Origin of the sequence: Galbibacter mesophilus (assembly GCF_023721415.1) — a bacterium.
GTDB classification, from domain to species: Bacteria; Bacteroidota; Bacteroidia; order Flavobacteriales; family Flavobacteriaceae; genus Galbibacter; species Galbibacter mesophilus.
Map to the genome: position 1 here is coordinate 591,145 of NZ_JAMQVC010000001.1, position 26,174 is coordinate 617,318.

Here is a 26,174-nt window from a genome sequence, read left to right on the forward strand (position 1 = left end):
CTAGCAAAAATCCATTAAGAAAATAAAAAATGCGTTAATTTAAAGTTACCAAAACATTACCTAAGAAGAAATAACGCTTTGTTAACGCAGTAGTTAGCGTGCGAAATTTCTTATTCTGAAGAAATTCTGCTATCTTTAATGGAATCACTAATTAACAACAAAATCATAAAATTATGGCAGTTTTAAAAGTAATAGAAGTGTTGGCCAATTCCAGCAAAAGCTGGGAAGATGCCGCCAAAACCGCAATTAAAAAAGCGTCAGGCTCTGTTAAGAATATCAAATCCGTTTATATAAATGAACAGAGTGCTACAGTAAAAGATGGAGAAATAGACCAATATCGAGTAAATGCAAAAATCACTTTCGAAATTGATTAGGTTTTAACGGAAGATTATTATTTAATTACTGTTTAATAGTATTCCTGCTATTAAACAGTTTTTTATGAAGCATAATATAGACATTAACAGGAAATTTAATACTTCAAACTTTTAATTCTCTACAATTGCTTCTAATTTTGAACAAAACGAAAAAAATATGCAAACAGAAGAAGTTTTATCACAATCAGAAAAATGGTTGAATCAAGGCATTGAATTAGTTATGGAATACGGTCCCAAGGTAGTGGGAGCCATTTTAATTTGGATTATAGGGTCCTTTGTCTTCAGTAGAATTTTAAAATTTATAGATAAGATAATGGAACGCCGTGCATACGATTTAAGCGTTCGCGAATTCTTATCCAGTTTGCTCTACTGGGCTTTTAAGGTGGTTTTAATTGTTGTAATTTTGGGTACCTTGGGTATCGAAACCACTTCATTGGCAGCTATTTTAGCTTCTGTAGGTTTGGCGGTTGGTCTTGCCCTTCAAGGATCGTTAGCTAATTTTGCTGGTGGAGTTCTACTATTGATCTTCAAACCTTTTAAAGTAGGTGATTGGATTGAGGCACAAGGTGTTTCTGGAACCGTAAAAGAAATAGGGATCGTTAATACCGTGCTTAACACATTCGGTAATCAGCAAGCGATTATTCCTAATGGAAAACTTTCAAATGACAATATCGTTAACTACAGCGCAGAACCTATACGCAGGGAAAACATAGTTGCCGGTATCAGTTATGACTCCGACATTAGAAAGGCGAAAGATATTTTAATGGATATTATTACTACGCATCCAAAAATATTAAACGAGCCGAAACCGGAAGTTATGGTAGCTGCTCTAGCAGATAGTTCTGTTAATCTTAATGTAAGATACTGGGCTAACAACCCCGACTTTTTTGCATGCAAATGGTATGTTACCGAAGAAATTAAAAAACGCTTTGATGCAGAAGGCATCGAAATTCCTTACCCACACCAAGTGGAAATACAAAAGAATGCTTAATTCTTAGGTTTTGTAGTTACAAAATCTTTCAAATAATAAGGTTCAAAATAGGCGACATCTTCAAAGTCGCCTATTTTATATTTGTTTGTAGCCAATTGCGCCATTTCTTTTGCTGAAGGATAAGCAACTTCAGAAGAGAATACCGCATTCTTATGAAGAATTACATCTTCGCACTTTTTAGCACCATCGCCGATAAAGTGAACTTTTCCCTTTTCCAAAAACTCAGAAAAAGAATCGGCTGTAATAATTTCTGCTTGAGTTTCCCTAACCTGTTCGCCATTTTTAAAAACGGCAGAATACACCTCCATACGTCTTGCATCAAGTAATGGCACTACATACACATCTGCTTGTAACTGACTTGCCAAAATGGTTAATGTTGGAATGGAAATCAGCGGTTTTTCCCATGCATAGCAAAAACCTTTGGCTGTGGAAACACCAATCCTTAAACCTGTATAAGAGCCGGGACCTTTACTAACGGCAATAGCATCTGGAACTTCCACGGAAGCTTCTGCTAGTGCTTCTTTAATAAAAACGTGCAAATTTTCAGCGTGGGAATACCCGCCATCGTTCACTTCTCTTAAAGAAAGTATTTTTCCATCCTCAGAAACGCTTACAGAACAATTCGTAGTAGCTGTTTCTATATTTAAAAGTATTGCCATAGTGCAAAAATACCAGCAATTTTACCACTCTTCCAAAGGAATTCCGTAATAAAATTTAAGCACCTTTAGACGGAATATAAAATCGTATTTGGTCCTAATAAGCGTTGCTTCGGCATCGTCCAGTCGGGCTTGCGCCTGACTAAAATCGAAGCTGTTCATTAGTCCTACATTGTAACGTTCTTTAGCATAATCGTATGCCAAGCGTCTTGCTTCAACGGTTTTTCCAGCCGCTTCATAGCTTTTATAAGATCCTTTTACATCAACATATGCTTGGTTTACATCAGTTTCCAAAGACAACTTTTCCTGTTCCAACTGAAGTTTTGCCCGCTCTACATTTATCTTGCTTCTTTTAATATTGTTGTTTACACTAAACCCGTTCAGCACTGGAATACTGACTTGAGCACCGTAGGAAATACCGTCGTAAATATATAGCTGATCCTTAAATGGAATAAGCTGTCCAGTTATAGGATCAAAATTTTTATCTGAATAACGTGTATTATAATTTATAAAAGCATTCAATGACGGATACCTAGCTCCTTTAGCGATATCCAAATCCTTTTGTGCTAGCTCTACACTATATTGTGACGCCTGAATTCCGTTCATAAATGTTAGTGCTTTACGGTAAATTTCATCCGAAGAAACATTCAACACAGCGTCATCTGGAATCACGTAACCTTCATCCACCACATCAAAATTTTCATAATCGCTTATCTGCAATAATTGCGCTAAACTAATTCTAGAAATCAACACACTATTTTCCGCAGCTACAATTTGTTGTTCCTGATTGGCAGCTGTTGCCTGAATTTCCAACAAATCGCCTTTAGGAAGCACACCATTATCTACCAATTCTACCGTTCGGTCGAGATCTTGCTGTGTAGCTCTAGCTTGAGCCTGTAGAACTTTAAGTGTTTCCCTATTGGAAAGTATTTGCAAATATGCATTTGCTACCGCCAAGCGAATATCATCGCGAATATCATCTGCTTGATATTGGGTTGCCACCGCATTAAGCTTAGCTCGATTTAGTTGATGGAAATTTCTTAAACCATCAAATAAAGTAAGGGTAGATGTAACATCCCCAGATGCCGTAAAAATGGATGTATTTACGAAATTATTGGTTGTTGGGTCAATTGTTAAACCGGAGTTTCCAGAAGCTCTTAAGGACGCATTTACATCTGGAATAAAATTCCCAATTGCATCCGACTTATCAATCATGGCATTTTGCAAATCCAACTCTGCCTGCCGAATAGTTAAATTATTTTCTTCTGCGTGCCTTACACATTCTTCCAGTGTCCAAAGTTTTTCCCCTTCTGTTTCCTGTGCAAAAAGTGAAAGTGAGGAAAAAACGGACAGCAATAGTATTCTAAACTTCATGTAGTTCATTTTAACTGTTTGAAAATTATTCGTCACCTTCTTTCTTATCATCATCAAAAGATTCGGTCTTGTTCCAAACCTTTATTTTATCGTCTTTTGTGATTCCTGACAATACTTCTACATTGATTCCATCAGAAACCCCTAATTCTACTTCGCGACGCTCATATTCGTTTTCCCCTGTCATTATCTCTACGTAAGGCTCTTCAGTTTCCTTATCAAATTGTAGCAAGGCTTCCTTAACAGCAAGCACATTTTCTTTCTTTTCTAAAATTATAGAAGCATTAGCGCTATACCCAGCCCTAATGAAAACATCTTCTGGCAAAGAAAGGTCTGCTTCAATAGTAAATTGCACAGCTCCTTGGTCTTCCACACCCTTTGGGGCTATGAATTTCAGCTTAGCATCAAACTCCTTGTCTTGAACCGCTCCTAATTTTATAGAGATCGGCTGATCTATTTTAAGCTTATCCACTTCTGCTTCGTCTACTTTTCCTTCAAAAATCATTTTAGACATATCTGCAATGGTCGCGATGGAAGTACCGTCATTAAAATTATTGGCTTCAATAACTTGATCTCCTTCTTTAACCGGAATTTCTAAAACAGTCCCGTCTACAGTCGCCCGAATATTTGTATTGGCAGTTGCCGAACCTCCTGCTGAACCAACACGGATAATCTGATAGTCATTACGTGCATTTTCCAATTCTTGCTTGGCTTGATTATATTGTAATTCTATGGCCAAGAAATCTTGACTGGCAACCACGCCTTTATCAAAAAGCTTTTTATTTCTATCGTACTCGATTTTTGCATTGTTTAAAGCAATTTCTGCGTTGCTTACACGACCTTTAGCACTCACTAAAGCCTGCTCATTTGGCACCACTTTAATTTTTGCAATTAGATCACCGGATTTTAGCTTATCACCTTCTTCCACAAAAATTTCTTCAATAATTCCAGAAATCTGCGGTTTTATTAGAACTTCGTCTTCTGGAACTACTTTTCCTGTGGCAATTACTTTATTGGTAATAGTTTCCTCTGTAGCCGTTGCTGTTTTAAAGGTAACCGCCGGTTTGCTGTTTGTTTTTAAAACTCTTACCACAGCATACAGCACTAAAATAACTCCTACTGCAATTAATACGTACTTTAAAATTTTTTTCATCTGTTTGTCATTTTAACTTTCTTTCATTCTGAAATGTTTATTTGACTTCGGAATAAAAGATTCTTTTTGTTGTTGGTTATTCTTCCCTTAATGCTTCTATGGGCCTAATTTTAACTGCTCTATTGGCTGGAATCAAACCTATTAACATACTTAATCCCACCATTAGAACAAACGAAAATATAATTTGAACAATACTTACCGTTGGATTTACGAATGGAAACTCATCCGAACCTCCAAATTTATAATCCAAAAAGTGAAGCACTGCTACGGATATCACGAAACCTACCAAACCAGCAAAGGTGGTAAGCACTATTGATTCTAAAATTATTTGACGCTTAATTATTTTTGGGGTAGCGCCCAATGCCCGCCTCACACCAATTTCGTTGGTACGCTCTTTTACCGTTATCAGCAAAATATTACTCACGGCAATTACACCTGCCAATAGCGTGAAAATCCCAACAAAGAAGGAAAAGCCTTGTAATACGAATGTAAATGCACTAATACCCTGAAAAATTTCTGAAAAATCGAAGGAACCAATAGCACGAACATCATCGGGGTGAATGTTATATTTTTGCTTTAGCAGCGTTTTAATTTTTCGCTCTGCTACCGATACCTGCTTCCCTGGGTCGACCAAAATTGCCATCCAGCCAATTTTATTTCCACTATTGAAAGCCTTTTGAAACGTAGTAAAAGGGACAAAAACTGCATTCTCCCCTTCAAAATTTATATTGTCGTTCTTTTTAAAAATTCCAACAACGGTAAAATATATCCCATTAATTTGAATGGATTTTCCTATCGCATTTTCACCTTTATCAAAAAGAAGCTTGTAGGTGTCTTTACCGATTACACATATTTTTTTTGCTTCATCTATATCATTTTGATTGATGAACCTTCCTTCAACAATTCGCTTTTTAGATACTAAATCGATACTTGGATAATCGCCATAAACGCCAGACCCGCTGGACCTTCCTTCACGATACACTGTAGAAGTTTCTCCAAAATCTCCAAGCTGAATCCTAGGCGAAATAATATCTACTTCACTTACTTGTCGTTTTATTAGTTCCACGTCTTCCAACGTAAAATCAATTTCCCTCCCACGTTCAAAACCTTTGTAGGGAATGGAAGTGGATTGTGTCCACATAAACATACTGTTGGTAGCTGTACCGGCAAAGATTTTATTAAATCCGTTAGACATTCCATTGGTCGCCCCCAACAATAAAATGAGAATTATAATGGCAAATATCACTCCTAAAGTGGTCAGGAATGTACGCAGCATATTTTTGCTAAGCGTACTAAAAACTTCACTCCAAAGGTCTCTATCAAAAATTCCCATACTTAATCTGCTCTAAGTGCTACAATCGGTTTAACCTTCGCTGCCTTTATGGCCGGTATCAATCCAGCCAAAACCCCAGCAACTATTAATACTATGGTAGAAGTTATTACGGTTACGGTATCCACTGAAGGATTTGAGAATGCAGGCGCATCTACAATTGGTGAAATAAGCGCGACTAACCCCATAGCGAAGAACAACCCTATCATTCCAGAAACAGAAGTAATAAAAACCGATTCCAACAGCACGAGTTTTATTACATCATAAGGCCTTGCACCCAATGCTTTTCTAACTCCGATTTCTTTTGTGCGTTCTTTAATGATAAAGACCAGAATATTTCCAATTCCTACAATCCCTGCAATTAAGATAAGCATTCCAATGGCAATACTTATTACGGAAAGCATGGTCGTAAAATTGGATACATCTGAAAATCCCTCCGCGTAATTATTCATATAAAGCGCTCCTTGGTCATCTGGATCTATAACCAATCGCCTTTTCAGAATAACTTCCAAATTATCTGAAAAATTAATAGCTTCAGCAAAATTGAATTCTGGATTGTAGGTAAGTGCTATTTGGTCTATTTTGTTGGTATTTCCGTATAAACGTTGAAAAGTAGTAACAGGAACGTACATATTTCTTTCTTCACGCTCATTTCCGTCGTCAGAAAATACGCCTATTACTTTATAAGAAAGATCATTTAATATAATGTTGTTGCCAACAGGATCTTGATCTTTAAAAAGCTCATCTGAAATCACTTTTCCTATAACGGCTACTTTTAACGTATTTTTGATATCATTCTCGTTAATGTAGCGACCATTATTGATTACAGTTCGTTCAATCTGCTGATGATCGGGATTTACGGCCCTTGCTGAATAAGTACCCGTTTCATTCCCCACCCGGGCAGTAACACTTTTTGTAAATCGCGGAGTGATGTATTCGTAGTATCCTGGAAAACTTTTTTCAATATATTCGATATCTTCATTATCGAATTGAATTCTTCTACCGGCTTCAAAACCTCCGTAGGGTTTGGTTGTTGTGCCTGGATAAATGAAAATAGAATTGGTGGCATCGTCGTTGAATTGCTTCGTAAATCCATTCTTCATGCCATCCACAGAAGCCAATAGTAGTACGAGAATAAAAATTCCCCATGCCACTGAGAAACCTGTAAGGAAAGTTCTAAGCTTGTTGCTTTTAATACTGTGAAATATTTCTGACCAAAGATCCCTATTGAACATGTGGCGATACCCTTACTTGATTAATAACAGAATCTTCAACAATAACACCATCTTTCAAATGAACAATACGCTTACACATATGCGCTATATCTTCCTCATGGGTAACTACCAAAATGGTATTTCCTTGGTCGTTTATTTTTTGAATGAGATCCATCACTTCATGTGAAGTTTTACTATCCAGAGCTCCCGTAGGCTCATCAGCTAACATAACTTTGGGCTCTGCCGCCAATGCTCTTGCAATGGCCACACGTTGTTTTTGTCCTCCAGAAAGTTCGCTTGGAAGGTGATCCACCCATGGTCCTAATCCAACGGACTCAAGGTATTTTACAGCTTTTTCCTTTCGCACTTTTCTATTCACTCCTTGATAATACAATGGCAAAGCAACATTTTCCCAAGCAGTTTTGTAATTAATAAGGTTGAAAGATTGGAATATAAATCCTAGAAATTTATTTCGGTAGTTGGCAGCCTTGGTCTCACTTAGATTTTTAATGGGAACCCCATCCAATAAATATTCCCCTTCATCTAAATTATCGAGCATCCCAAGGATATTGAGCAATGTAGATTTTCCAGAACCGGAAGAACCCATAATAGCCACTAATTCGCCTTCCTTTACTGAGAAATTAATTCCTTTGAGCACATGCAGGGAATTGCTTCCCATGTGATAAGACTTATGAAGGTCTTTTATTTCAATCATGATGGTCGGTTTTCTAAGTTTCACTCCGCATTTACCAAAACTAAACGTCAGTAAAATATCGGCTTACATACAATAAGACTCCTAAAAAATGGAAATGTTACGAGATAATTGTAAAATAATTGTTATTTCCCTGAAAAATACTGAAAATTAACGATTTACAAAACTGCAATTTTTAAGAAAATATTGAAAATGAAAAACAACCGGAAAGTTTACGGTTATTACGAGAATAAAAAAGATGAGTTGAAAAAACTATAAGTTACTTCATCCTTTTAAAAATGAAATATCCTAAAACCGCTATAAGAATATAAGGAACGGCCATTAAATACACGATTCCATTGTTGATTCCCTCTGCCACTTCTTGTTTCTCACCTGTCTCCAACACAGCACGACACATAGCGCATTGTGCCTGCAGTAAATCTGGCAAAAGGATTAAACCAACTAAAATTATTATGACTTTGAAATAATTCATTTTCGGCATTTAGTTAAGCGTAATAAGGGGAAATCATTAAATATACTACTACTCCGGTAACCGCTACATACAACCACAATGGAAATGTGATTCTTGCTATTCTTCGGTGTTTGTCAAATCTTTTTGACAAAGCCCTTACAAAAGTGATTAAAACCAATGGTATAATCCCTATGGAAAGTAAAATATGGGTAATAAGAATAAAGTAATACACATATTTAATTAATCCCTCACCTCCAAAAGCTGTAGAATCTGACGTCATGTGATACGCTACGTACATTACCAAAAAGGCAGCAGAAAGACCGATACAGGTTTTCATCAAATTTTCATGCAACTTCAACTTTCCATTCTTCACAGCAATTACTGCAATTACCAACAATAAAGCTGTCAAACCATTAACAGTCGCATAAATTGGAGGTAGAAAACGCAATGGTTCTACGTTTGGTATTTTGATACCAAACAATGCGGCAACGGCAAGTGGAATTATTATGGAAAGCACCACAATCCACTTATTATATTTTTTTTCTTCGGAAGTAATTTCGTTCATTATTCTTTATTTAGGAGCAAAGCAATATCTTCTTCAATCATTTTTACACCTTCGTCGGTGGTTCCATCGTAATAAACGATAGGATTTCCAAACTCATCAGGACGGGAACGTATGTAACCATTTCGGTCTATCAAGGCGAATAAACCTGAATGCTCAAAGCCTCCGTTCACATTTTCATTTTCTTCAGCATAAAGGTTAAAACCTGTGTTGGATAATTTATACACTTGAGACATGTCCCCCGTTAGAAAATTCCAATTTGGGTTGGTTACCTTATGGTCTTCCGCATATTTTTTTAAAACCTCGGGAGTGTCGTTTTCAGGATTTATGGTGAAAGAGGCAATTGCAAAATCCTCCTTTCCTTTAAATCGGTTTTGAAGCTTAACCATGTTGGCATTCATAATCGGACAAATAGACGGGCAAGTAGTAAAAAAGAATTCTACTACATATACCTTACCATCATAATCGGCATTGGTGATGGTATCGTTATGCTGATTTACAAATGAAAAAGAAGGTACTTTTCCCATTTTAAGCAAATCTTCAACCTCCATTTTTTTAGTTCCTACAGCATGTCTATCTCTATCTACCACGGAACCGTTACTAATACGGTCTACGATTTTTGGGATAAAAATAATTCCAAAAACGAGTACCACAAAACCAATAATTATATACGATTTACTCTTCATCCTTGTTATACTTTAAATAGGAATCACGTCTCGATTCACCATTATTTTTTACTGCCAAACGGTATTCCGCCAGAAGCACTTTAATATCGTCAATCATTTTATTGTTTACCACAGCAACCGATGTAGCATCGTACCCATACAACTCCCTTTGGGTATCGTCATCCTTAATGCGACCTCTAAGATTGGCTTGTTTATCCACAATAAATACATAAGGACTATAAAGATTTTCATCTAATGAAAAAGGAGTGTCCAAACTTTTAAAAGTAGCATTGATATCTTCCGCGGAAGCGAAAACAAATTTCCAGTTAGAAACATTGGCCAATTTACCTAGTTCCGTTTTCAGCCCATCTACAGAAGACTCCGTTCCAGAGGGGACCATCATCACGAATTGAAAGTCCTCAAAACCATTAAAGCGTTTGTAAATTTTTTGATTGAGATTAAAAGCATTTAGCTTTTTGGAGTCCAAATCGCTACCAAGAAATCCAAGGATGGTGATTTTACCTTCAAGGGACACTTCAGTATTTGGCAATGCGCGAACATTTTCATTAAGAACCGGCAGCTTTCCAAAGTTATTTACTCCTGAAGCAAAAAACAAGTAAACTACAATAGGCAGTATGAACAAAACTCCAAGAACAATATACTTCTTCATTTAACAAAAATCTAACTGAACAGACTGCTAGTATTTAAAAAACTCTGTGCATTCTTTTCAGCGTTAATAATGGTACAAAAATAAAAAAAGACGGTTAAAAACCGCCTTATCTGTATTGTTAAAATAATCAAAGACCCGAGAAATGGCTATCTTCATTAAATGGATAACCTGCTATTTCAAATTGAGCCTTTAAACGCTGGGAAATAGACCCTCAACTAAGGATTAAAAATCCCAACTCACAAAACCGTCTTTATAAACATCGTGCACATAGTTTCCTTCAACTAAAAGGATAAATGCTAAATATGGAATTAAAATTAGCAAAGGAAGCACAATAGACCACCTAAAGCTACCCTTTTCACCTTCCAAGTGCATAAATGCCCAAGCGATGTAATACGCCTTGATTACAGTTAAAATGATGAAAATCCAGTTAAGCAACTTCATACCCAAAACTGAAGCTTCTAAAGCTGCCGGACGGATAATACCTAATATTACTTCTACAATGGTAATTACGGAAAGGATTCCGAAAACTACCCAAATTCTTTTTGTATTCGATTCGTGTGCGTGTGCCATTTTTCTAAACTAAATAATTATACAAGGTAAAAGAAGGTAAATACAAATACCCAAACAAGGTCTACAAAGTGCCAGTACAAACCAACCTTTTCAACCATTTCGTAACTCTTTCTTCTTTCGTAAGTACCTAAAATAACGTTGATGAAAATGATAATGTTGATTACAACTCCAGAAAGTACGTGGAATCCATGGAAACCAGTAATAAAGAAAAAGAAGTCTGCAAACAATCTATTTCCATACTCGTTATGAACAAGGTTAGCCCCTTCCACAACGTAAGTTGCTTGCTGAAGACGCTCTGCTGTTTCTTCTCTGGAAAGTACCGTTTTGTGTCCTGTTTCATCAGTTCTTTCGGTTCTTGCAACTATATTTGGATTTGCTTCAAATCCCGCTTTAATTTCTGCTACAGTAAAAGTTGGCAGTGAAGATTCTGACATATACCAAACTCCTTCATTTGCATTTTGAGTAACGCGTTCTTTTGGCATTGATTTTGCGAAATCGGCCAAAGCAACGCGCTCACCTGTAGTTGCATCTAGAAATTGTAAAATTCTCCCAGATTTAAGTTCTACAGCACCGTACTCACCTTTAATGAAGTTTTTCCATTCCCAAGCCTGCGACCCAACGAATATTGCACCACCAATAATGGTAAGGAACATGTACCAAATTACTTTGGTTTTCTTAAGTTGGTGACCAGCATCTACCGCCAACACCATTGTCACAGAAGAAAAAATAAGGATAAATGTCATTAACGCCACGTAATACATAGGTGCATCTACACCATGCAAAAATGGAAAGTGGGTAAACACTTCATCGGCAATTGGCCAAGTTTCAATGAATTTATACCTAGAAAAGCCATAAGCGGCCAAAAAACCAGAAAAAGTCAATGCATCGGAAACGATGAAAAACCACATCATCATTTTACCATAACTTGCTCCTAGCGGTTCGTTGCCTCCCCCCCAAACTTTCTCTTCAGAACCTGTTGTAACAGTAGCTTCCATAAATGTTAAAGTATTCTTATTTAAAAATTTTTCAAATTTACGTTTTTTATTTATCTAAAGAAATAGAAAAATAAAATCAAATATACCCATAAAACGTCCAAAAAGTGCCAAAACATCGCACCAAGTTCTAAACCAAGGGTTTGTCCCGTTTTATACTTTTCTTTAAAATGATTATAAATTACTACCAAAAGTACTATTAAACCTCCGAATACGTGTACCAAATGCGAAAAAACAATTGCGTACAAGAAAGAAGTAGTAATTGTACTTTCACTTCCCGTGAAATAGTAACCTGCATCTATTATTTCTGAAAATCCATGAAATTGAAAAAAGACAAACACAAGTCCCAAAAACAATGTCGCCAGTAAAAGTGTGGTCGCATTACTTCTATTCCCGTTATCAATCGCCTTTTTTGCCATGTAAAACGTCACACTGCTAATTACAATAGCAATGGTACTATAGAAAAATGACATGGGAATTTCCATATCCGAAATCCAATCTGGACGTGATTTGCTCACCACGTAAGCACTGGTAAGTCCAGCAAACATCATGGCAATACTTATCATTCCAAACCAAAGCATCATTTTTTTTGCTCTGGCATTTTTTACTTTATCACTTCCTTGTGTTAAATCCATTAACTTAAAAATTTATCCACCACATAAACTATTTGCATTAAAGTTATGTAGCTTACACTTGCCAACATCAATGCTCTAGCCGACTTATTATCCCTTCTTTGATACAACCTAAAAGCAAACATTAGCATCCCCAATCCTAAAAGAAATACTATTATTCCAGCTGGAACCGATAATACTAATCCACCTGTTAGTCCGGTTACAGGAAAAACAGACGCCAATATCATCCAGATAGTGTACATTATTATTTGTATAGCAGTTGCTTTATCCTTTTTACCTGTTGGCAACATTTTGAAACCAGCACGTTTATAATCTTCATCTAACACCCAACCAATAGCCCAGAAATGGGGGAATTGCCAAAAAAACTGAATCATGAACAAAGTCCCTGGCTCAATACCAAAATCATTGGTAGCCGCTACCCATCCCAACATAAAAGGAATAGCTCCAGGAAAAGCACCCACAAATACGGCAAGTGGTGTTTTTGTTTTTAGAGGTGTATACACACAGGTATATAGAAAAATTGATATTGCACCAAACATTGCTGTTTTTGGGTTTACTATATAAAGGGTAATTACACCTAAAATGGTAAAAGATAAGGCAATCGCAAAAGCCATATTTGGAGACATTCTTCCTGAAGGAATGGGTCTATTTTGCGTTCGCTTCATAAGCGCATCTAAATCCTTTTCAATCAACTGATTAAAAGCATTTGAGGCTCCAACCATAAAATAACCTCCGAAAGCCAATAAAAGTAAAACCTTCAAACTAAAACTTTCCGCCCCCAATAAATAGCCAGCAATAGAGGAAAAAACCACACTAAAGGCAAGGCCCGCTTTGGTAATTTGTTTAAAATCATCAAAAACAAGGGCAAACGAATTTGTATCTGTAGTAGTATCCAATGCAGTTTTCATCAATCTTTCCTGAAATCGGCTGCAAAGATAACGCACAAAAGGTTTTTATGCAATGATTTAGCGAATTACTAAAAGTTAAAACTGCTAGATGCTAGATGCTAGATGCTAGATGCTGGGTGCTGGGTGCTGGGTGCTGGGTGCTGGGTGCTGGGTGCTGGGTGCTGGGTGCTGGGTAAAGTATTTAAATGAAACATAAAATAAAAAAGCCCGGGTTTTAAACCCGAGCTTTTCCAAACACACTTTTCCTCCTAATTCAATTTAAACACTATAGGATAAGCAAAGGTTACCGGTGTTGGTCTACCACGTTGCTTTCCAGGGATAAGTTTTGGAAGCTTATTGATAATTCTTCTAGCCTCCTCATCCAAACTTTTATCTGGAGCCCTTGTATTAAGTATTGTAATCGTGCCGTCTTTATTAATACGGAAGTTTACATAAACACGTCCTTGGATTCCCAATTCCTGAGCTGGATCCGGGTAACGAAATGTTCTTCTAACATGTTTATCTAAATTTTCTTTGAAACAAGAGGCTTGCTGATCTTTGGGTAAGTCTTTACACTCCTCAAACATTGGCTTATCTTCAATAGCAATAAATGAAACATCTACATCTTCCTCAGGCTTCTCGTATTTTATATCTACAAGGGAAATCTCAACCTTTGGTTCTGGTTTATTTAAAAACTCATCCTTTGCCTTAACCTTGGTATCATCATCAACAACTTTAAAATCATTATCAAGCTTTTTAACTAGCGATTTATCAATTTTCTCCGCCTTGACTTTTTCCTTTTCAACCTCAAAAACAGGAACACTGTACGACATATCCTCTTCCAGTATTTCAATGTCATTTTCCGGCAACACCTTCGGAACCGCAAACGCGCTCTCGATTAATAGATAACAAAAAATTAGGCTTGCAACAAGACCAATTTGAAAGCGGATAAAACCTCCTTTAATCTTCAAATCTTTTTTAGCAAACCTGGATTCCTTTTGGGGCTTTGACAAATACTTTTTAAAGTTTTTCATAATGAAATGGTTTTAAGATAATTACTATTGAAACACATTTCAAGAAACGTACCAAAAACAAAAAAGCTCGAGTCTAAAACTCGAGCTTTTCAAAATATATATCTGTACTTTTAGTTCAGTCTAAACACGATTGGATAAGCAAAGGTTACCGGTGTTGGTCTACCACGTTGCTTTCCAGGGATAAGTTTTGGAAGCTTATTGATAATTCTTCTAGCCTCCTCATCCAAACTCTTGTCTGGAGCTCTTGTATTAAGGATAGTAATCGTACCATCTTTATTAATACGGAAGTTTACATAAACACGCCCTTGGATTCCCATCTCTTGCGCCATTTCTGGATAACGGAAAGTTTTTCTTACGTGCTTATCCAAGTTTTCCTTGAAACATGCAAATTGTTGTGCTTTTGGCACTCCTTTACAATCTTCAAACATTGGTTTATCTTCAATAACCGTAAATGGTACATCCACATCTACTGGCTCATCAACCTCAACAATTTCTTCAACTTCTACAATCTCTTCTTCTTGATCGGTTTCAGTAGACTCAATAACTGTTTCTTCTACCTCTTCTTCATCTTCAACAACCTCAATCACCTCCGGCGCAGCTGGTGGCGGTGGTGGTGGTGGCGTTTTCAATTGTTCAGTTAACGGCACTTCTTCCTCTAACTGATCGTCTACTTCCATTGTATAATCAAAAGCTTCTACCTTGTCGTACTTTTTCCATTCAATCGCTTGCCAAGTTAGAAATGTAATCAAAGCCAATCCGATAGCAAAATATAATCCGCTATTACGAGTTAAGTCAGCTTTTGGATTCTTTTTAGGTTCCATAATCTATATATTTAGGTGCTAATTTAATTATTTATTTGTATTATTTCCAATTTAATTGCCGTTTTTAACGCATGGAAAGTGCTAAACAAAACTTTATCAAAAAGATAGCAATTAAAATTCCTACGGTATTTGCCAGAATATCCTTTACATCAAAGCTTCTTTCATAAGGCATTACATGTTGTAATACCTCAATAAGTATGCCATAAAGAAAAGAAAATACTGAAACTTTTATGATTTCATTTTTCAGGCTCGTCTTCCTGAAGTAAAGATAAAAAAGTAATGTATTCCCAAAATAAAAAATGCCGTGAACCAGCTTATCCGGAATATCAAACCCTGTATCTACTTCGCGTACCATGTTACCGGAAAGCAAGCTTCCAACGGTAATGGCACATAGCCACAAAATGGCTGAAACGAGATAAAAATTTTTATTAAGCTCCAACAAGCGCTTTATAGTCGGCATCGCTTAGCAAATCGTCGATTTCGGAAGCATCAGAAAATTTAATTTTAATCATCCACCCGTCACCATAAGGATCTGAATTTACTTTTTCGGGCTCATCTTCCAACGACTCGTTAAACTCAATGATTTCGCCCGAAAGAGGCAAGAATAAATCAGAAACAGTCTTTACCGCTTCTACGGTACCAAAAACCTCTTCTCTCTCTAAGGTTTCGTCTAAGGTTTCTACTTCAACATAAACAATGTCTCCCAACTCTCCTTGAGCAAAATCTGTAACGCCAACTGTCGCTACATCTCCCTCGATTTTCACCCACTCGTGATCTTTTGTGTATTTTAATTCTGAAGGAACATTCATAAAAAAATGGATTAATTTATTAGCTGGACAAATGTAATTCTTTATCCTATTGATTTCAAATGGAAACGGATTAATTTCCGAAATTATACCGTAAAGTAAAGCCTGTACGGATGGTTGTTTGCGGGAAAGCCGTTGAAACTTTGAACTCTGAAAAGGTATGATCGTAAAAAAACAATGTTGTTAAGTTTTTGGTCAAGGCATAATCGGCAGTAAATTTAAGCGCCCATATATTCTGACCAGCAGTTACTTGATTGGTATTAATATCCAAATTTCTAATAATCGTGATATTATCCCGTAACGAAAGATCTGCTTTTAGATTCAGGTCGCCCCGCAACACATTGCGTCTTCCGCCAATATTAGTTACAAATCGAAGATCGGAAATTCTATAGCCAAGTCCCACTACGTATTCATCGCCAGACATTTCGGTAAGTAAATTATTATCAAAACTGAGTGAAAGGGCACGATCTTTTCTCATTTCCGCCAAAACACTAATTGAATTAGACATTTCGAAATCAACGCGCATCAAAGGATTGAATTGCTCCACCAACGTAGCGTTGGTAAAAAGTAAAGGATTCTTAAAGTTCCCAGATTGATCAAATTCACTTCCTTGACCAAAATCCAAATTAGAGCGGAAACTATTAATGCTGTAACTCGACCTATAGCCATGGGCCAGCGAAAAACGCCTGAAATTATCTTTGAACCACTGCATACGCATAAGTCCGGTGTATTTAACCGTCCAGTTAGGTAATGGCACATCGCGGAAAGCACCCAATGAAATGGAGCTGGCATCTTTGCCACGATAAGCTGCTAAAAATGATGGCAACAATACAGCTTGATTAGTAGGGCCATATCCTTGTGGATAATCGGTTGCGTCGGGATTAACAGGCTGCCCTGCCAAGCGTTGTGCAACCACAATCCTATTTTCGCTGAACTGATCAAAGGTTTCAGAAGTAGCCTCCGCAGCTTTATCGAAAGAAGTTCCTATCATAATAGTAGAGATGGAAAAATCTCCGTACTTATTCTGTATCAAAGCATCGTAATCCAGAATACCATCAGAATTTAAATCTACAATACGATAGTTTTCTGCGTAGGATTCTGCGTACTGTCTATCGGCAACTAAATCAATCGTTAAATCTTTAAAAGGCTGAACATTGGCTGAAATATTCAATTGATTTGCCTTACGGGACATGTACTGTTGATTGAATTCAGGAAACGTGGTTAACCAACCTTGCCGCGCAGCTTCATAGCGCACATCCGACTGTCCTCCAAAAACAAATCCCCAAGACGGCCTTAATGTTCCAATAAATCCAATAGACTCCGTATAACCGGGCAGCACTTTACCTTGATTATCGGTATAACTTACGCTAATCCGTTTTACCATGGTAGCTAAATCAATAAAGGTATTATAGGCTCCGTATTTATCCTTTTTAACCACTTCGGAAGTTTGTTCAGCATCTGGATCGGCTATAGGAAGTGAACCTCTAGAAGACTCACTACTTCCGCTTCCTTTCTTTTTAATTCCTAAATATGAATACAGTTTATCCATTCCCAAAGACGCATTTAAGTTTTGGGTGTTGGCGTTTTGAATTGTATTAAGCTCTTCCCCTGCGATATCGATTAACACCTGACTTCCCCGTTGCCAATCAAAGTCGCCCGTGTATGCATAAGTGGCGTCTATAAAATTTAAGAATGGTATTTTATTTAAAGGAATATCATAATTTACCTGAAGCTGTTGTGTATGCCTGTTGGGGTCACCTACATTCCAAAAACCATCCCAAAGACCTAGTCCGGTATTAACCTGTAAATCTCCATTACCATCCTCTTCCAGATAGTTCTTAACGATATGGTTGTTAGCGGCGGTAAAATTAAACTGCAGGGATTTGGTTAAGTTATAATTGATTGCGTACTGCCAATCAAATAAATAATTACGTTGCTGTACTTCTGGCAAACCTAGGAAGTCATCCGAGCTCCCAGCATCTAAAACCTGTCTAAAAGACTGTCTATTAAGTGTTCTGGTGATGTTAGAATTCAAAGATATACTTGTAGGAAGGGCATTAAAGTTGAATTCTTTTAACCAGTCCCAATACTTACTTTGCAAAATAGAATCGGCATTTTGTAACGGAACTACTTCTACTGGCTGAAAATTATGACTGTATAAGAAACCTGTTCTTACATTTTGGTCTTTCAACTTTTCAATTTCATAATCTCGGTGATCCATTTGGTTGTAGGCAAAATTGAAGGTGAAATTTTCAATATCGTACACCGCCGGTTTTTGTTCAGGACCTCTATTCTTCCGAACACCAATAAAGTTGATACTTTTCCTTTTCGTATAATCTTCCGCTTGACGGCGAACTTCCTCTTTTCTTTCTTCCGTAGGAGCAGCATCGAGCCTATCTTCCAATTTAATATCCTGATACAGCGGATCAAATTCTGGTGTAATTAATTCTTCGGAAACGCTGTAATTCATAGGTAACTGAATCCCCCAGCGATTTGGCAACAATTGTCCTAAATTAACATTACTGTTTAAAGCGTATTGTCTGAAATCTTCCCTGCTTCTCTCATTGGGCGTTTGATCGATATTTCCAAACCCAGAAGTACTCATATTTCCTGTTGCAGAAATATTGGCAAAATCGGCAAGGGTTAAATCAACCGCCGCTACCGCTGCCCAGCCACCATTATTGTCCAATTCGGCCAAACGCAGTTCGTTAAACCAAACTTCTCCACACACATTCTCTCCAACACCAGTATTTGGATTTTTCACCCCAACCATGGTTGCACGAATATTCCCGAGACTTGGATTACCTTTTACGGCAACCCTTAGTTTTCCTAATTCACGTGGCGCAAATTCATCTATTTGGTTTCCATCCTCATCATAGAAAGTAGCATCTTGAAGTGTTCCGTCGGCTATTCCTTGTGATTTGATTTTAGATAAAAGTGACAAAGGCAAATCTATGTTATTCACAGAAGGCCATATTGTATTTGGATCGGTGGTGCCAGGAGGTGTAATTTGTAGAGGAATTTCCACTTGATAATAGTTTTCACTAAAATCGGTACCAAAACGTAAAAACGCCACCAGATCACCATCGCTTACCGGAGTATTCTCGTATTGTTCGGCGTGAACAAACATTTTAATCCTTTTGTACTGGCGGATATCAATATTCACATTTTTAAATACCCCGCGGGAATCTTCAGGCTCTAAATCACAAACAGCAAAAGATAATGATTGCTCATTCTGACGGATAATCGTGTTGTTGTTATTCAACTGCTCCCGCACCACGCCAGGCGGTAATCGATATGGAATAGGCTCTCTTTGCTCATTCTCTTGAATGTTTACGGTATTCACGTCCACAAAAGTTCCATCATCATCTGGATCTGGATCATCCTCAGGCTGTAAACTCGAGGTGTAATTACGCCAGTCCCCACGAACCAAATCTAATGTAGCAAAACGCAACACCACAGGATCGTCGAAGCCGGTTAGGAACATACGCATAAAACTGATAGACCGAATATCTGTAATCCCTCCAATGGCATCGTCAAATTCAGTAATTGGCACTTTAAACTGAATCCAACGTACACGATAGTTATCATTATTTGGCGTTTCCACATCTACCTCACGAATATCCGAAACAAAACGATCCGTTCGCTGAATGTTCGGTGAGATTGGAATTCTATATTCGTAATAACTATCAACCGTATTCATGGTTAAATCCCGGTTCACGTCCTCCACATCCGGCAAGGTTGTAGATCCACGGTTATTATTCCCTACCTGTACAGGCGAGTTCCCTTCAGGGTTGTTATAATTGTAATATCGATCTAAAATACCACCAGTGGCTTCCAAATAAAATTGATAGTTATCCAATGCTGGATCGGGTCCTGGGTTGTTATAAAATTGTGCTTCCTCCGCATCCAAAATACCATCAAAACCGGCATCTTGAACATTTCTATTGGAAGTATCCGCATCAAAAGCATATACCAAAGATTGTGTTGAAGGCACCCGAGCAAAGTTGGTAGTATTCACCAAGGCTGGGTTATTCTCAGCTGGAAGTCCGTTTTCATACTGCTTCCTACCATCTTTTAGAATATCTTCATTTATATTCCCTAAATTGAAAACCAATTCCCCACTACTTCCAGAAGTTGGTCCATCCTGATAATACGGATCTAACACCCAAAACTGAATAAACTCAACGTTGGCCTGCTCGAAATTCGTGCTGCTCACTGACCTCATAATTCCACCCCAACGGTCGTCTTCCGGCAAGGCATCAAAATTACTATTATCATTATAAGGTCCTTTTTCATTAGGGTAATAAGCAACATCCAATGTAGGCTGTACTAAGGTTTGTCCTTGTGCCACATCCTGCTGCGGAAAGATTTCATCTATAAAAATTCGTCTCGTGAAATTATTGGAAATGTCATCATCTGAAATCCCTCCAGGACGCTGGTTACTGTAAAATATTGGGTCAATTGTATACCAAGCCATTTTAGCTCTTTGGTAACGTGAGGCAACGTTGTCATTTTCCAATTCCCCACCATAACCAATAGGCGCACTGGACAATGACCAAGCCAGTGCCGAGCGTATATCGATAAAGGCTTGCGCACCTTCGAAATCATCTAGATAAGAGGTCGTTTCCCCATCGAAGTCGGAGCTTTTTGGGGATCCCGGAATTAAATAGGCAAAATCACCACGAACAGATAAATTGGATGGTGCATCGGTATCTATGTTGGGCAGTTTATTTACCAAACGCGTTAGAAATGGAATTTCCTTTGAAAAATTACCATTAAACCCTAAAATACTGTTGTTTACAGGCTCCACTCCAAAATTAGCTTTTTGGGTAAGAGGCCGTTCACTCATATTTAAAAATGTTCCACCCAGCGTTAGGTTTTCATTGAACTGATGATCCACATGAACCCCCGAAAACCTTCTTGTTTGCTGACCGAACACTGCGTTATTTTCTACGGAAACTTCTATAGGAACGTTGGATGCTCGAAGTCCTTCATCTAAAATCTGCACCGTTCCCGCTTGATAATTCACCGTATAATCTATTCCTTCCTGAAGAACTCTACCACCAGCAGTTACCCGTACAGAACCACGGGGAACGTTGAATGCTCCAAGCGGAATCCCACCGGAACTTTCTGCTTTGTATCTTCCTTTTAGCATAAACTTATTCTTTTCAGCATTCTCCAAAGAAGCTGCTTTGGTAAGTTTATACATATTTCGGTAAACATACTGTGCCTGGTTATCGTTGTTTGGTGCAAAATTAGGATCATCATAATTTCCACCGCCACCGAGTAAGTCATATAAATACTCTCCAAAAGGCTCCACTTTGGTGAACTTTATCAAGCCATTTTGGGTATCCACCGTTATGCCAGGCAAGAAATCGAAAAAACCATCCCCGCCGTTTTGCGGGTCGTTGTAGACATTCAGTCTATCAAAATTGAAAACATCCAATAAAATTCTTTCCTCTAAACCTTGAGGCCACGTAGCGTCATCAATCGGGGAAATATAATTGATAGGCGAAGGATCGGTATACAGAATATTCATTCTGAAATCTTCTTGTGACAACTGAAAAGCTCCTGTTGAATAAAAGTTTTTCATCATTAAGTCCCAAATAGGATCGGAAACATTGGTGATGTTACTTTTCAACATTTTTAATACCAGCGCTTGTGGATTTACTTGGGATATTACTCCGTTATTTTCTTCAAACTCTGTAGCATTCACCCCATCATTGGCAAATTCCCCCACTTGATAAACTTGACCTTGATACGTGTACTGAAATGCCACCGCCAAAACCTCATCATTATTTAAACGCTGGTTTAAAGAGATGTACCCAAGTTGAGTGTCCAAGGTATATTCTCTATTCTGTTCCAGTTTTCTCGCATTTTCCAATATTCCATAATCAAAACCTTGACTTGGATTGTAGCCAGCCACATTAAATCCTTGCTGAACAGTTGCAATATCCCGAATGTTATCATTTATTGCTGAGCCGGCTCCGCCGATATTAAACGGATCATAAGCATTTGCAGCATTCTGCGGCAATGTGCTAGCCGATGTAAAAAATCCTGGAGGCGCATTCTGGTTAATTCGCGTATTATCAGGACTGGATTCCCCCAAATCCTGTAACGCAACAATATTTCGCACGTTATCCGTTCGCTGTGCCCGGTTGGTTACCCAAACTTCAATACGGGTAATTTGAACTTGACTGCGAATAAAGGGATAGTTTTCTAGAGCTTGATCGTACTGATTTCTAAAATATTGAGATAAAAAGAAGTGTCTATCTTCATCATAATCCAACGCCAATATTTCAAATTCATTTACAGTACCTCCACCTTGGGCCGTAACACTTCTACTTTGCGAACGCTGTTCAGAAAAAACTCCCGTTACCGTAGTTCTACCGAACTGAAGCTCAGTTTTTACACCAAACAAACTTTGCGCGCCATTGATTAAGGAACTATTTAGCGGCATACTTACATTACCGACTTCTATTTTCTGAATAATATCATCTTCATCGGGCGTGTATTCTAGTTTGATTAAATTCTGAAAATCAAACGTAGCCTCTGTATCGTAATTCGCATTAATTGTTAATCGCGTTCCTATTTGTCCGAGCAAACTCAAACTGATACGTTGGTCGAAGTCAAAAGAAACATTACTTCGGTTTCGAGGTGATAGGGCCGGATTGTCATTTTTCTGGTATCGCACCCCTAAATCCATCGCCACCGAACCTTGCGGAATTATCTCAATAGTATTCCCCCCGAAGATACTTTCAAAAAAATTTGAGTTTACATAAAAGCTTGGTAGAAGATTTTTCTGTGCATCCTCACTTCCTTCCTTTCCAGAAATCGCATCAATCTTCTCCTTGAAATACCCTTTCATTTGTTCGTTAAGCACCAAACGTTGGAATTCTTCCGGAGTTAATATAACGGGATATGAGATATCGTAATCACCTATGGTTTCCGTAAAAATATATTTATCGGTAACAGGGTCGTAGGTATATTTTGAAGAAATACTTTCTGGATCTTGAAGCCTAATTTTACCCAAAGCAGCGCCAACCTGGGTAGAGTCCTGTTCTTCGGGCTCTTCCTGGGACATTACAGTGGTACTTGCTAGCAAAAAACATAAAACAAAAAAAGTTCTAAGCCAGCTGTTAGTTAATTTAGGGCTAGTTATAGTTTTCAAGCCAGTTATAAGTTTTTAAGCGCGTTTTTTATGATGCTTTCGACACTTAAATCAGGGTCGGTTTTTACAATCTTATCTACTACCTTTTCAGCTTGCTTTCGGGTAAAACCCAAAACCTCTAATGCTGATAACGCCTCATCTTTGTTTGTATTGTCCTGTTTTGTAAAAACTTCGTCAATATCATAAATCTTGAGCACTTTATCTTTTAAATCTATAATTACGCGTTGTGCAGTTTTGGCTCCAATTCCTTTCACCGATTGAATAGTAGCTACATCGCTGGAAGCTATAGCATCTCTTACCTGTAAAGGATCCAACGAGCTTAACATGGTTCGGGCGATACTCGCCCCGATTCCTGAAACGGAAATCAATAACTTAAAGATTTCCCTTTCGGCCTTATCCGCAAAACCGTAAAGTGTGTGTGAATCTTCCTTTACCTGCAAATATGTATAAAGCTGAATATTCTCATTGGAAGTTATTTTGGAATAGGTATTCAAAGAGATGTTAACCTCATAGCCCAACCCGTTACAATCTATAACTACATCGGTTGGATTTTTTTCAATAAGCCTGCCTTTTATCTGCGTAATCATTCTTAATAAAACGTTAATGCTTCAAATGTAATAAAATTTACTCACTAAGTACGATTTAAAATACAATAGTGTCTTTTGTTTGGATCTCAGTTGAAGTACAACGAATGTACTTCTCTCAAACCAAAAAACATTCAATTGAAAAAACAGTACAGAGCTATTACATCTGAAGCATTTCCTAATTTATTAAAGCGCAGCTTTTTGTCGCTTTTCTTTTTCTTGGGCATCTACAACGGCCACCGCTGTCATGTTTACAATCTCTTCTACCCCTGCTCCCAGTTGTAGAATGTGAACTGGCTTTTTCATCCCTAAAAGAATCGGACCAATAGAATCGGCTTTATTCAATTCTTTCATCAGTTTATATGTAATATTTGCTGAATCCAAATTAGGGAATATCAACGTATTGACTTTCTTGCCCGCAAGCTTAGAAAATGGGAATTTACTCTGAAGCATTTCTTTGTTCAAAGCAAAATCCGATTGCAGTTCACCGTCAACCAAAATATCAGGATAATGACGGTGTAGATAAGCCACGGCATCCCCTACTTTATTAGCACGTTCATCTCTAGACGAACCAAAGTTTGCGTAGGACAACATGGCAATCACTGGTTCGATACCGAACATTCTAGCCGTGGTAGCTGTCATTTGTGCAATTTTTGCAAGTTCTTTAGCAGTCGGATCGATATTTATGGAAGTATCAGACAAGAACATAGGTCCGCGTTCGGTAAGCATCAAGTTTACGGCAGCTACTTTCGTTACACCACTTGCTTTTCCAATAAGCTCCAGCATCGGTCTTACTACCGTAGGATACGCTCGGGAATACCCTGAAATTAAACAATCGGCATCCCCTTCATTTACCATCATCGCAGCGAAATAATTACGCTCGCGCATTTTCTTTTGTGCATCGTAGAAAGTTACGCCATTGCGTTTTCTCGCTTCCCAGTACTTTTTAGCATATTGATCTTTCTTATCGTTATATTCATCGTTTTTGGTGTCGATTATCATTACATCGGCATCAAAATCGATTTCATTCATCAACTCTAAAATGGTTTCTTTGTGACCTAATAAAATAGGCTCAGCAATACCTTCATCCAACACAATCTGCGCTGCTTTTAGTATATCCAGATGGTCAGCTTCAGCAAAAACCACTTTCTTCGGGTTCGTTTTCGCACGATTATGCAGCAAACGCACCAATTTGTTATCATTTCCAAGACGCTGCAATAAGTCATCTTCGTAACGCTCCCAATCTTCTATCGGTTCGCGGGCTACGCCACTTTCAATAGCCGCTTTTGCTACCGCTGGCGGCACCGCTGCAATGAGCCTAGGGTCAAATGGCTTAGGAATGATGTAATCCCTACCAAAATTCAATCTCGTTTCTCCGTAGGCGATGTTCACTTGCTCTGGAACGGCCTCTTTGGCCAATTCTGCTAGCGCTTTTACAGCAGCCTTTTTCATTTCTTCATTAATTTTTGTGGCCCTAACATCTAAAGCACCACGGAAAATAAATGGAAAACCAAGCACGTTATTCACTTGGTTAGGATGATCGGAACGTCCTGTTGCCATAATGATATCCTCACGGGTTTTCATGGCCACATCGTAGTCGATTTCTGGATCTGGATTTGCCATGGCGAAAACAATTGGGTTATCTGCCATGGAAAGAAGCATTTCCGGAGAAACAATATCCGCTATTGAAAGTCCAATAAACACATCGGCATCTTTCATAGCTTCTTCAAGCGTATCTATTTTTCTATCGGAAGCAAATTCCAGTTTTTCTTTGGAAAGGTTTTCCCTGTCCTTACGAATCACCCCTTTACTATCGAGCATTACAATGTTCTCTGCTTTTGCACCGAAAGATTTATAAAGTCTGGTACATGATACTGCCGCTGCCCCGGCACCACTGATCACTATTTTAACCTCTTCAATTTTTTTATCGGCCAACTCCAACGCATTCAATAAAGCCGCTGCTGAAATAATAGCTGTCCCGTGTTGATCATCGTGCATTACGGGAATATCCAATTCCTCTTTTAACCTTCGCTCTATTTCAAAAGCTTCTGGCGCTTTAATATCCTCCAGGTTAATTCCACCAAAAGTAGGAGCGATGGTTTTTACGGTTTCAACAAACTTATCTACATCTTTCGTATCAAGTTCAATATCAATCCCATCAATATCTGCAAAGATTTTAAAGAGCAGGCCTTTACCTTCCATTACAGGTTTAGAAGCTTCTGGACCTATATCACCCAATCCCAAAACCGCTGTACCATTGGTAATAACGGCCACTAAGTTTCCTTTGGTTGTGTATTTATAGGCATTGTCCTTATCTTTTGCTATCTCCAAACAAGGTTCTGCCACCCCTGGGGAATAAGCAAGCGCTAAATCCCTTTGCGTAGCATATCTTTTGGTTGGAACTATTTTTATTTTCCCTGGTTGTGGTTTCGCGTGGTATACTAAAGCTTCCCTTCTTCTGCTTTCTTTACTCATAAGTTGATTTTTTAACCGCATTGGAAATTCCCAACGTTCGTATTTAAAGT

At 38.0% G+C, this 26,174-nt stretch carries 23 protein-coding genes; 2 read left to right on the top strand and 21 right to left on the bottom strand.

Features of this window, described 5'->3' with window-relative positions; translation table 11 throughout:
- Positions 1 to 173 precede the first annotated feature (173 nt).
- Positions 174 to 374 carry a dodecin family protein gene (locus tag NDQ75_RS02635; RefSeq protein ID WP_202027827.1) on the top strand — a complete coding sequence of 67 codons (201 nt, stop codon included), beginning with the start codon at positions 174 to 176 and terminating at the stop codon, positions 372 to 374.
- A gap of 157 nt (positions 375 to 531) precedes the next feature.
- Positions 532 to 1,365, top strand: a complete 834-nt coding sequence (locus NDQ75_RS02640) for a mechanosensitive ion channel family protein (RefSeq protein ID WP_202027828.1) — start codon at positions 532 to 534, stop codon at positions 1,363 to 1,365.
- On the opposite strand, the gene tsaB is transcribed toward NDQ75_RS02640, so the two are convergent.
- The 21 genes from tsaB to NDQ75_RS02745 all read right to left on the bottom strand — a co-directional run bounded on the left by tsaB (position 1,362) and on the right by NDQ75_RS02745 (position 26,124).
- The gene (gene tsaB / locus NDQ75_RS02645; RefSeq protein ID WP_202027829.1) at positions 1,362 to 2,024 is read right to left on the bottom strand and encodes a tRNA (adenosine(37)-N6)-threonylcarbamoyltransferase complex dimerization subunit type 1 TsaB; all 663 of its coding nucleotides are present in this window, start codon (positions 2,022 to 2,024) and stop codon (positions 1,362 to 1,364) included. The genes NDQ75_RS02640 and tsaB overlap by 4 nt on opposite strands.
- A 21-nt stretch (positions 2,025 to 2,045) precedes the next feature.
- Positions 2,046 to 3,395 carry a TolC family protein gene (locus tag NDQ75_RS02650; RefSeq protein ID WP_202027830.1) on the bottom strand — a complete coding sequence of 450 codons (1,350 nt, stop codon included), beginning with the start codon at positions 3,393 to 3,395 and terminating at the stop codon, positions 2,046 to 2,048.
- Between the two features lie 25 nt (positions 3,396 to 3,420).
- Complete coding sequence (locus tag NDQ75_RS02655) at positions 3,421 to 4,545, bottom strand: efflux RND transporter periplasmic adaptor subunit (RefSeq protein ID WP_202027831.1); 1,125 nt, start codon at positions 4,543 to 4,545, stop codon at positions 3,421 to 3,423.
- 76 nt (positions 4,546 to 4,621) lie between these two features.
- Positions 4,622 to 5,821: an ABC transporter permease gene (locus tag NDQ75_RS02660; RefSeq protein WP_317236657.1), complete on the bottom strand. Its 1,200-nt coding sequence runs from the start codon at positions 5,819 to 5,821 to the stop codon at positions 4,622 to 4,624.
- Between the two features lie 59 nt (positions 5,822 to 5,880).
- A complete protein-coding gene (locus NDQ75_RS02665) occupies positions 5,881 to 7,110 on the bottom strand; it encodes an ABC transporter permease (RefSeq protein WP_202027833.1) in 1,230 nt (409 codons plus the stop codon).
- Positions 7,100 to 7,804: an ABC transporter ATP-binding protein gene (locus NDQ75_RS02670; RefSeq protein ID WP_202027834.1), complete on the bottom strand. Its 705-nt coding sequence runs from the start codon at positions 7,802 to 7,804 to the stop codon at positions 7,100 to 7,102. Before NDQ75_RS02670 ends, NDQ75_RS02665 begins: the two co-directional genes overlap by 11 nt.
- Before the next feature lie 256 nt (positions 7,805 to 8,060).
- Positions 8,061 to 8,273 (bottom strand): hypothetical protein, encoded by a 213-nt coding sequence (locus NDQ75_RS02675; RefSeq protein WP_202027835.1) that lies wholly within the window; start codon positions 8,271 to 8,273, stop codon positions 8,061 to 8,063.
- Positions 8,274 to 8,286: 13 nt separating this feature from the next.
- On the bottom strand, positions 8,287 to 8,817 hold the full coding sequence (locus tag NDQ75_RS02680) for a DUF420 domain-containing protein (RefSeq protein WP_202027836.1): 531 nt from the start codon (positions 8,815 to 8,817) through the stop codon (positions 8,287 to 8,289).
- Positions 8,817 to 9,500, bottom strand: coding sequence for an SCO family protein (locus NDQ75_RS02685; RefSeq protein WP_202027837.1), 684 nt, complete (start codon positions 9,498 to 9,500; stop codon positions 8,817 to 8,819). Before NDQ75_RS02685 ends, NDQ75_RS02680 begins: the two co-directional genes overlap by 1 nt.
- Positions 9,490 to 10,149 (bottom strand): hypothetical protein, encoded by a 660-nt coding sequence (locus tag NDQ75_RS02690; protein ID WP_202027838.1) that lies wholly within the window; start codon positions 10,147 to 10,149, stop codon positions 9,490 to 9,492. The genes NDQ75_RS02685 and NDQ75_RS02690 overlap by 11 nt, the downstream gene beginning before the upstream one ends.
- 222 nt (positions 10,150 to 10,371) lie before the next feature.
- Entirely contained in the window at positions 10,372 to 10,719 is a 348-nt protein-coding gene (locus NDQ75_RS02695) for a cytochrome C oxidase subunit IV family protein (RefSeq protein WP_202027839.1), read from the bottom strand.
- Between the two features lie 17 nt (positions 10,720 to 10,736).
- Entirely contained in the window at positions 10,737 to 11,714 is a 978-nt protein-coding gene (locus NDQ75_RS02700) for a cytochrome c oxidase subunit 3 (protein ID WP_202027840.1), read from the bottom strand.
- Positions 11,715 to 11,764: 50 nt separating this feature from the next.
- The gene (locus NDQ75_RS02705) at positions 11,765 to 12,346 is read right to left on the bottom strand and encodes a cytochrome c oxidase subunit 3 (protein ID WP_202027841.1); all 582 of its coding nucleotides are present in this window, start codon (positions 12,344 to 12,346) and stop codon (positions 11,765 to 11,767) included.
- Positions 12,346 to 13,251 (bottom strand): heme o synthase, encoded by a 906-nt coding sequence (gene cyoE, locus NDQ75_RS02710; RefSeq protein ID WP_202028668.1) that lies wholly within the window; start codon positions 13,249 to 13,251, stop codon positions 12,346 to 12,348. Before cyoE ends, NDQ75_RS02705 begins: the two co-directional genes overlap by 1 nt.
- Before the next feature lie 248 nt (positions 13,252 to 13,499).
- A complete protein-coding gene (locus NDQ75_RS02715; protein ID WP_202027842.1) occupies positions 13,500 to 14,264 on the bottom strand; it encodes an energy transducer TonB in 765 nt (254 codons plus the stop codon).
- Between the two features lie 110 nt (positions 14,265 to 14,374).
- Positions 14,375 to 15,085, bottom strand: a complete 711-nt coding sequence (locus NDQ75_RS02720) for an energy transducer TonB (protein ID WP_202027843.1) — start codon at positions 15,083 to 15,085, stop codon at positions 14,375 to 14,377.
- A gap of 64 nt (positions 15,086 to 15,149) precedes the next feature.
- Positions 15,150 to 15,545 carry a VanZ family protein gene (locus NDQ75_RS02725; RefSeq protein WP_202027844.1) on the bottom strand — a complete coding sequence of 132 codons (396 nt, stop codon included), beginning with the start codon at positions 15,543 to 15,545 and terminating at the stop codon, positions 15,150 to 15,152.
- On the bottom strand, positions 15,514 to 15,894 hold the full coding sequence (gene gcvH, locus NDQ75_RS02730; RefSeq protein WP_202027845.1) for a glycine cleavage system protein GcvH: 381 nt from the start codon (positions 15,892 to 15,894) through the stop codon (positions 15,514 to 15,516). Before gcvH ends, NDQ75_RS02725 begins: the two co-directional genes overlap by 32 nt.
- Before the next feature lie 70 nt (positions 15,895 to 15,964).
- Positions 15,965 to 23,065 (bottom strand): T9SS outer membrane translocon Sov/SprA, encoded by a 7,101-nt coding sequence (gene sov / locus NDQ75_RS02735; protein WP_394368758.1) that lies wholly within the window; start codon positions 23,063 to 23,065, stop codon positions 15,965 to 15,967.
- 5 nt (positions 23,066 to 23,070) lie between these two features.
- Entirely contained in the window at positions 23,071 to 23,652 is a 582-nt protein-coding gene (gene ruvA, locus NDQ75_RS02740; protein WP_202027847.1) for a Holliday junction branch migration protein RuvA, read from the bottom strand.
- 183 nt (positions 23,653 to 23,835) lie between these two features.
- Positions 23,836 to 26,124, bottom strand: coding sequence for an NADP-dependent malic enzyme (locus tag NDQ75_RS02745; protein WP_202027848.1), 2,289 nt, complete (start codon positions 26,122 to 26,124; stop codon positions 23,836 to 23,838).
- Between the last annotated feature and the right edge of the window lie 50 nt (positions 26,125 to 26,174).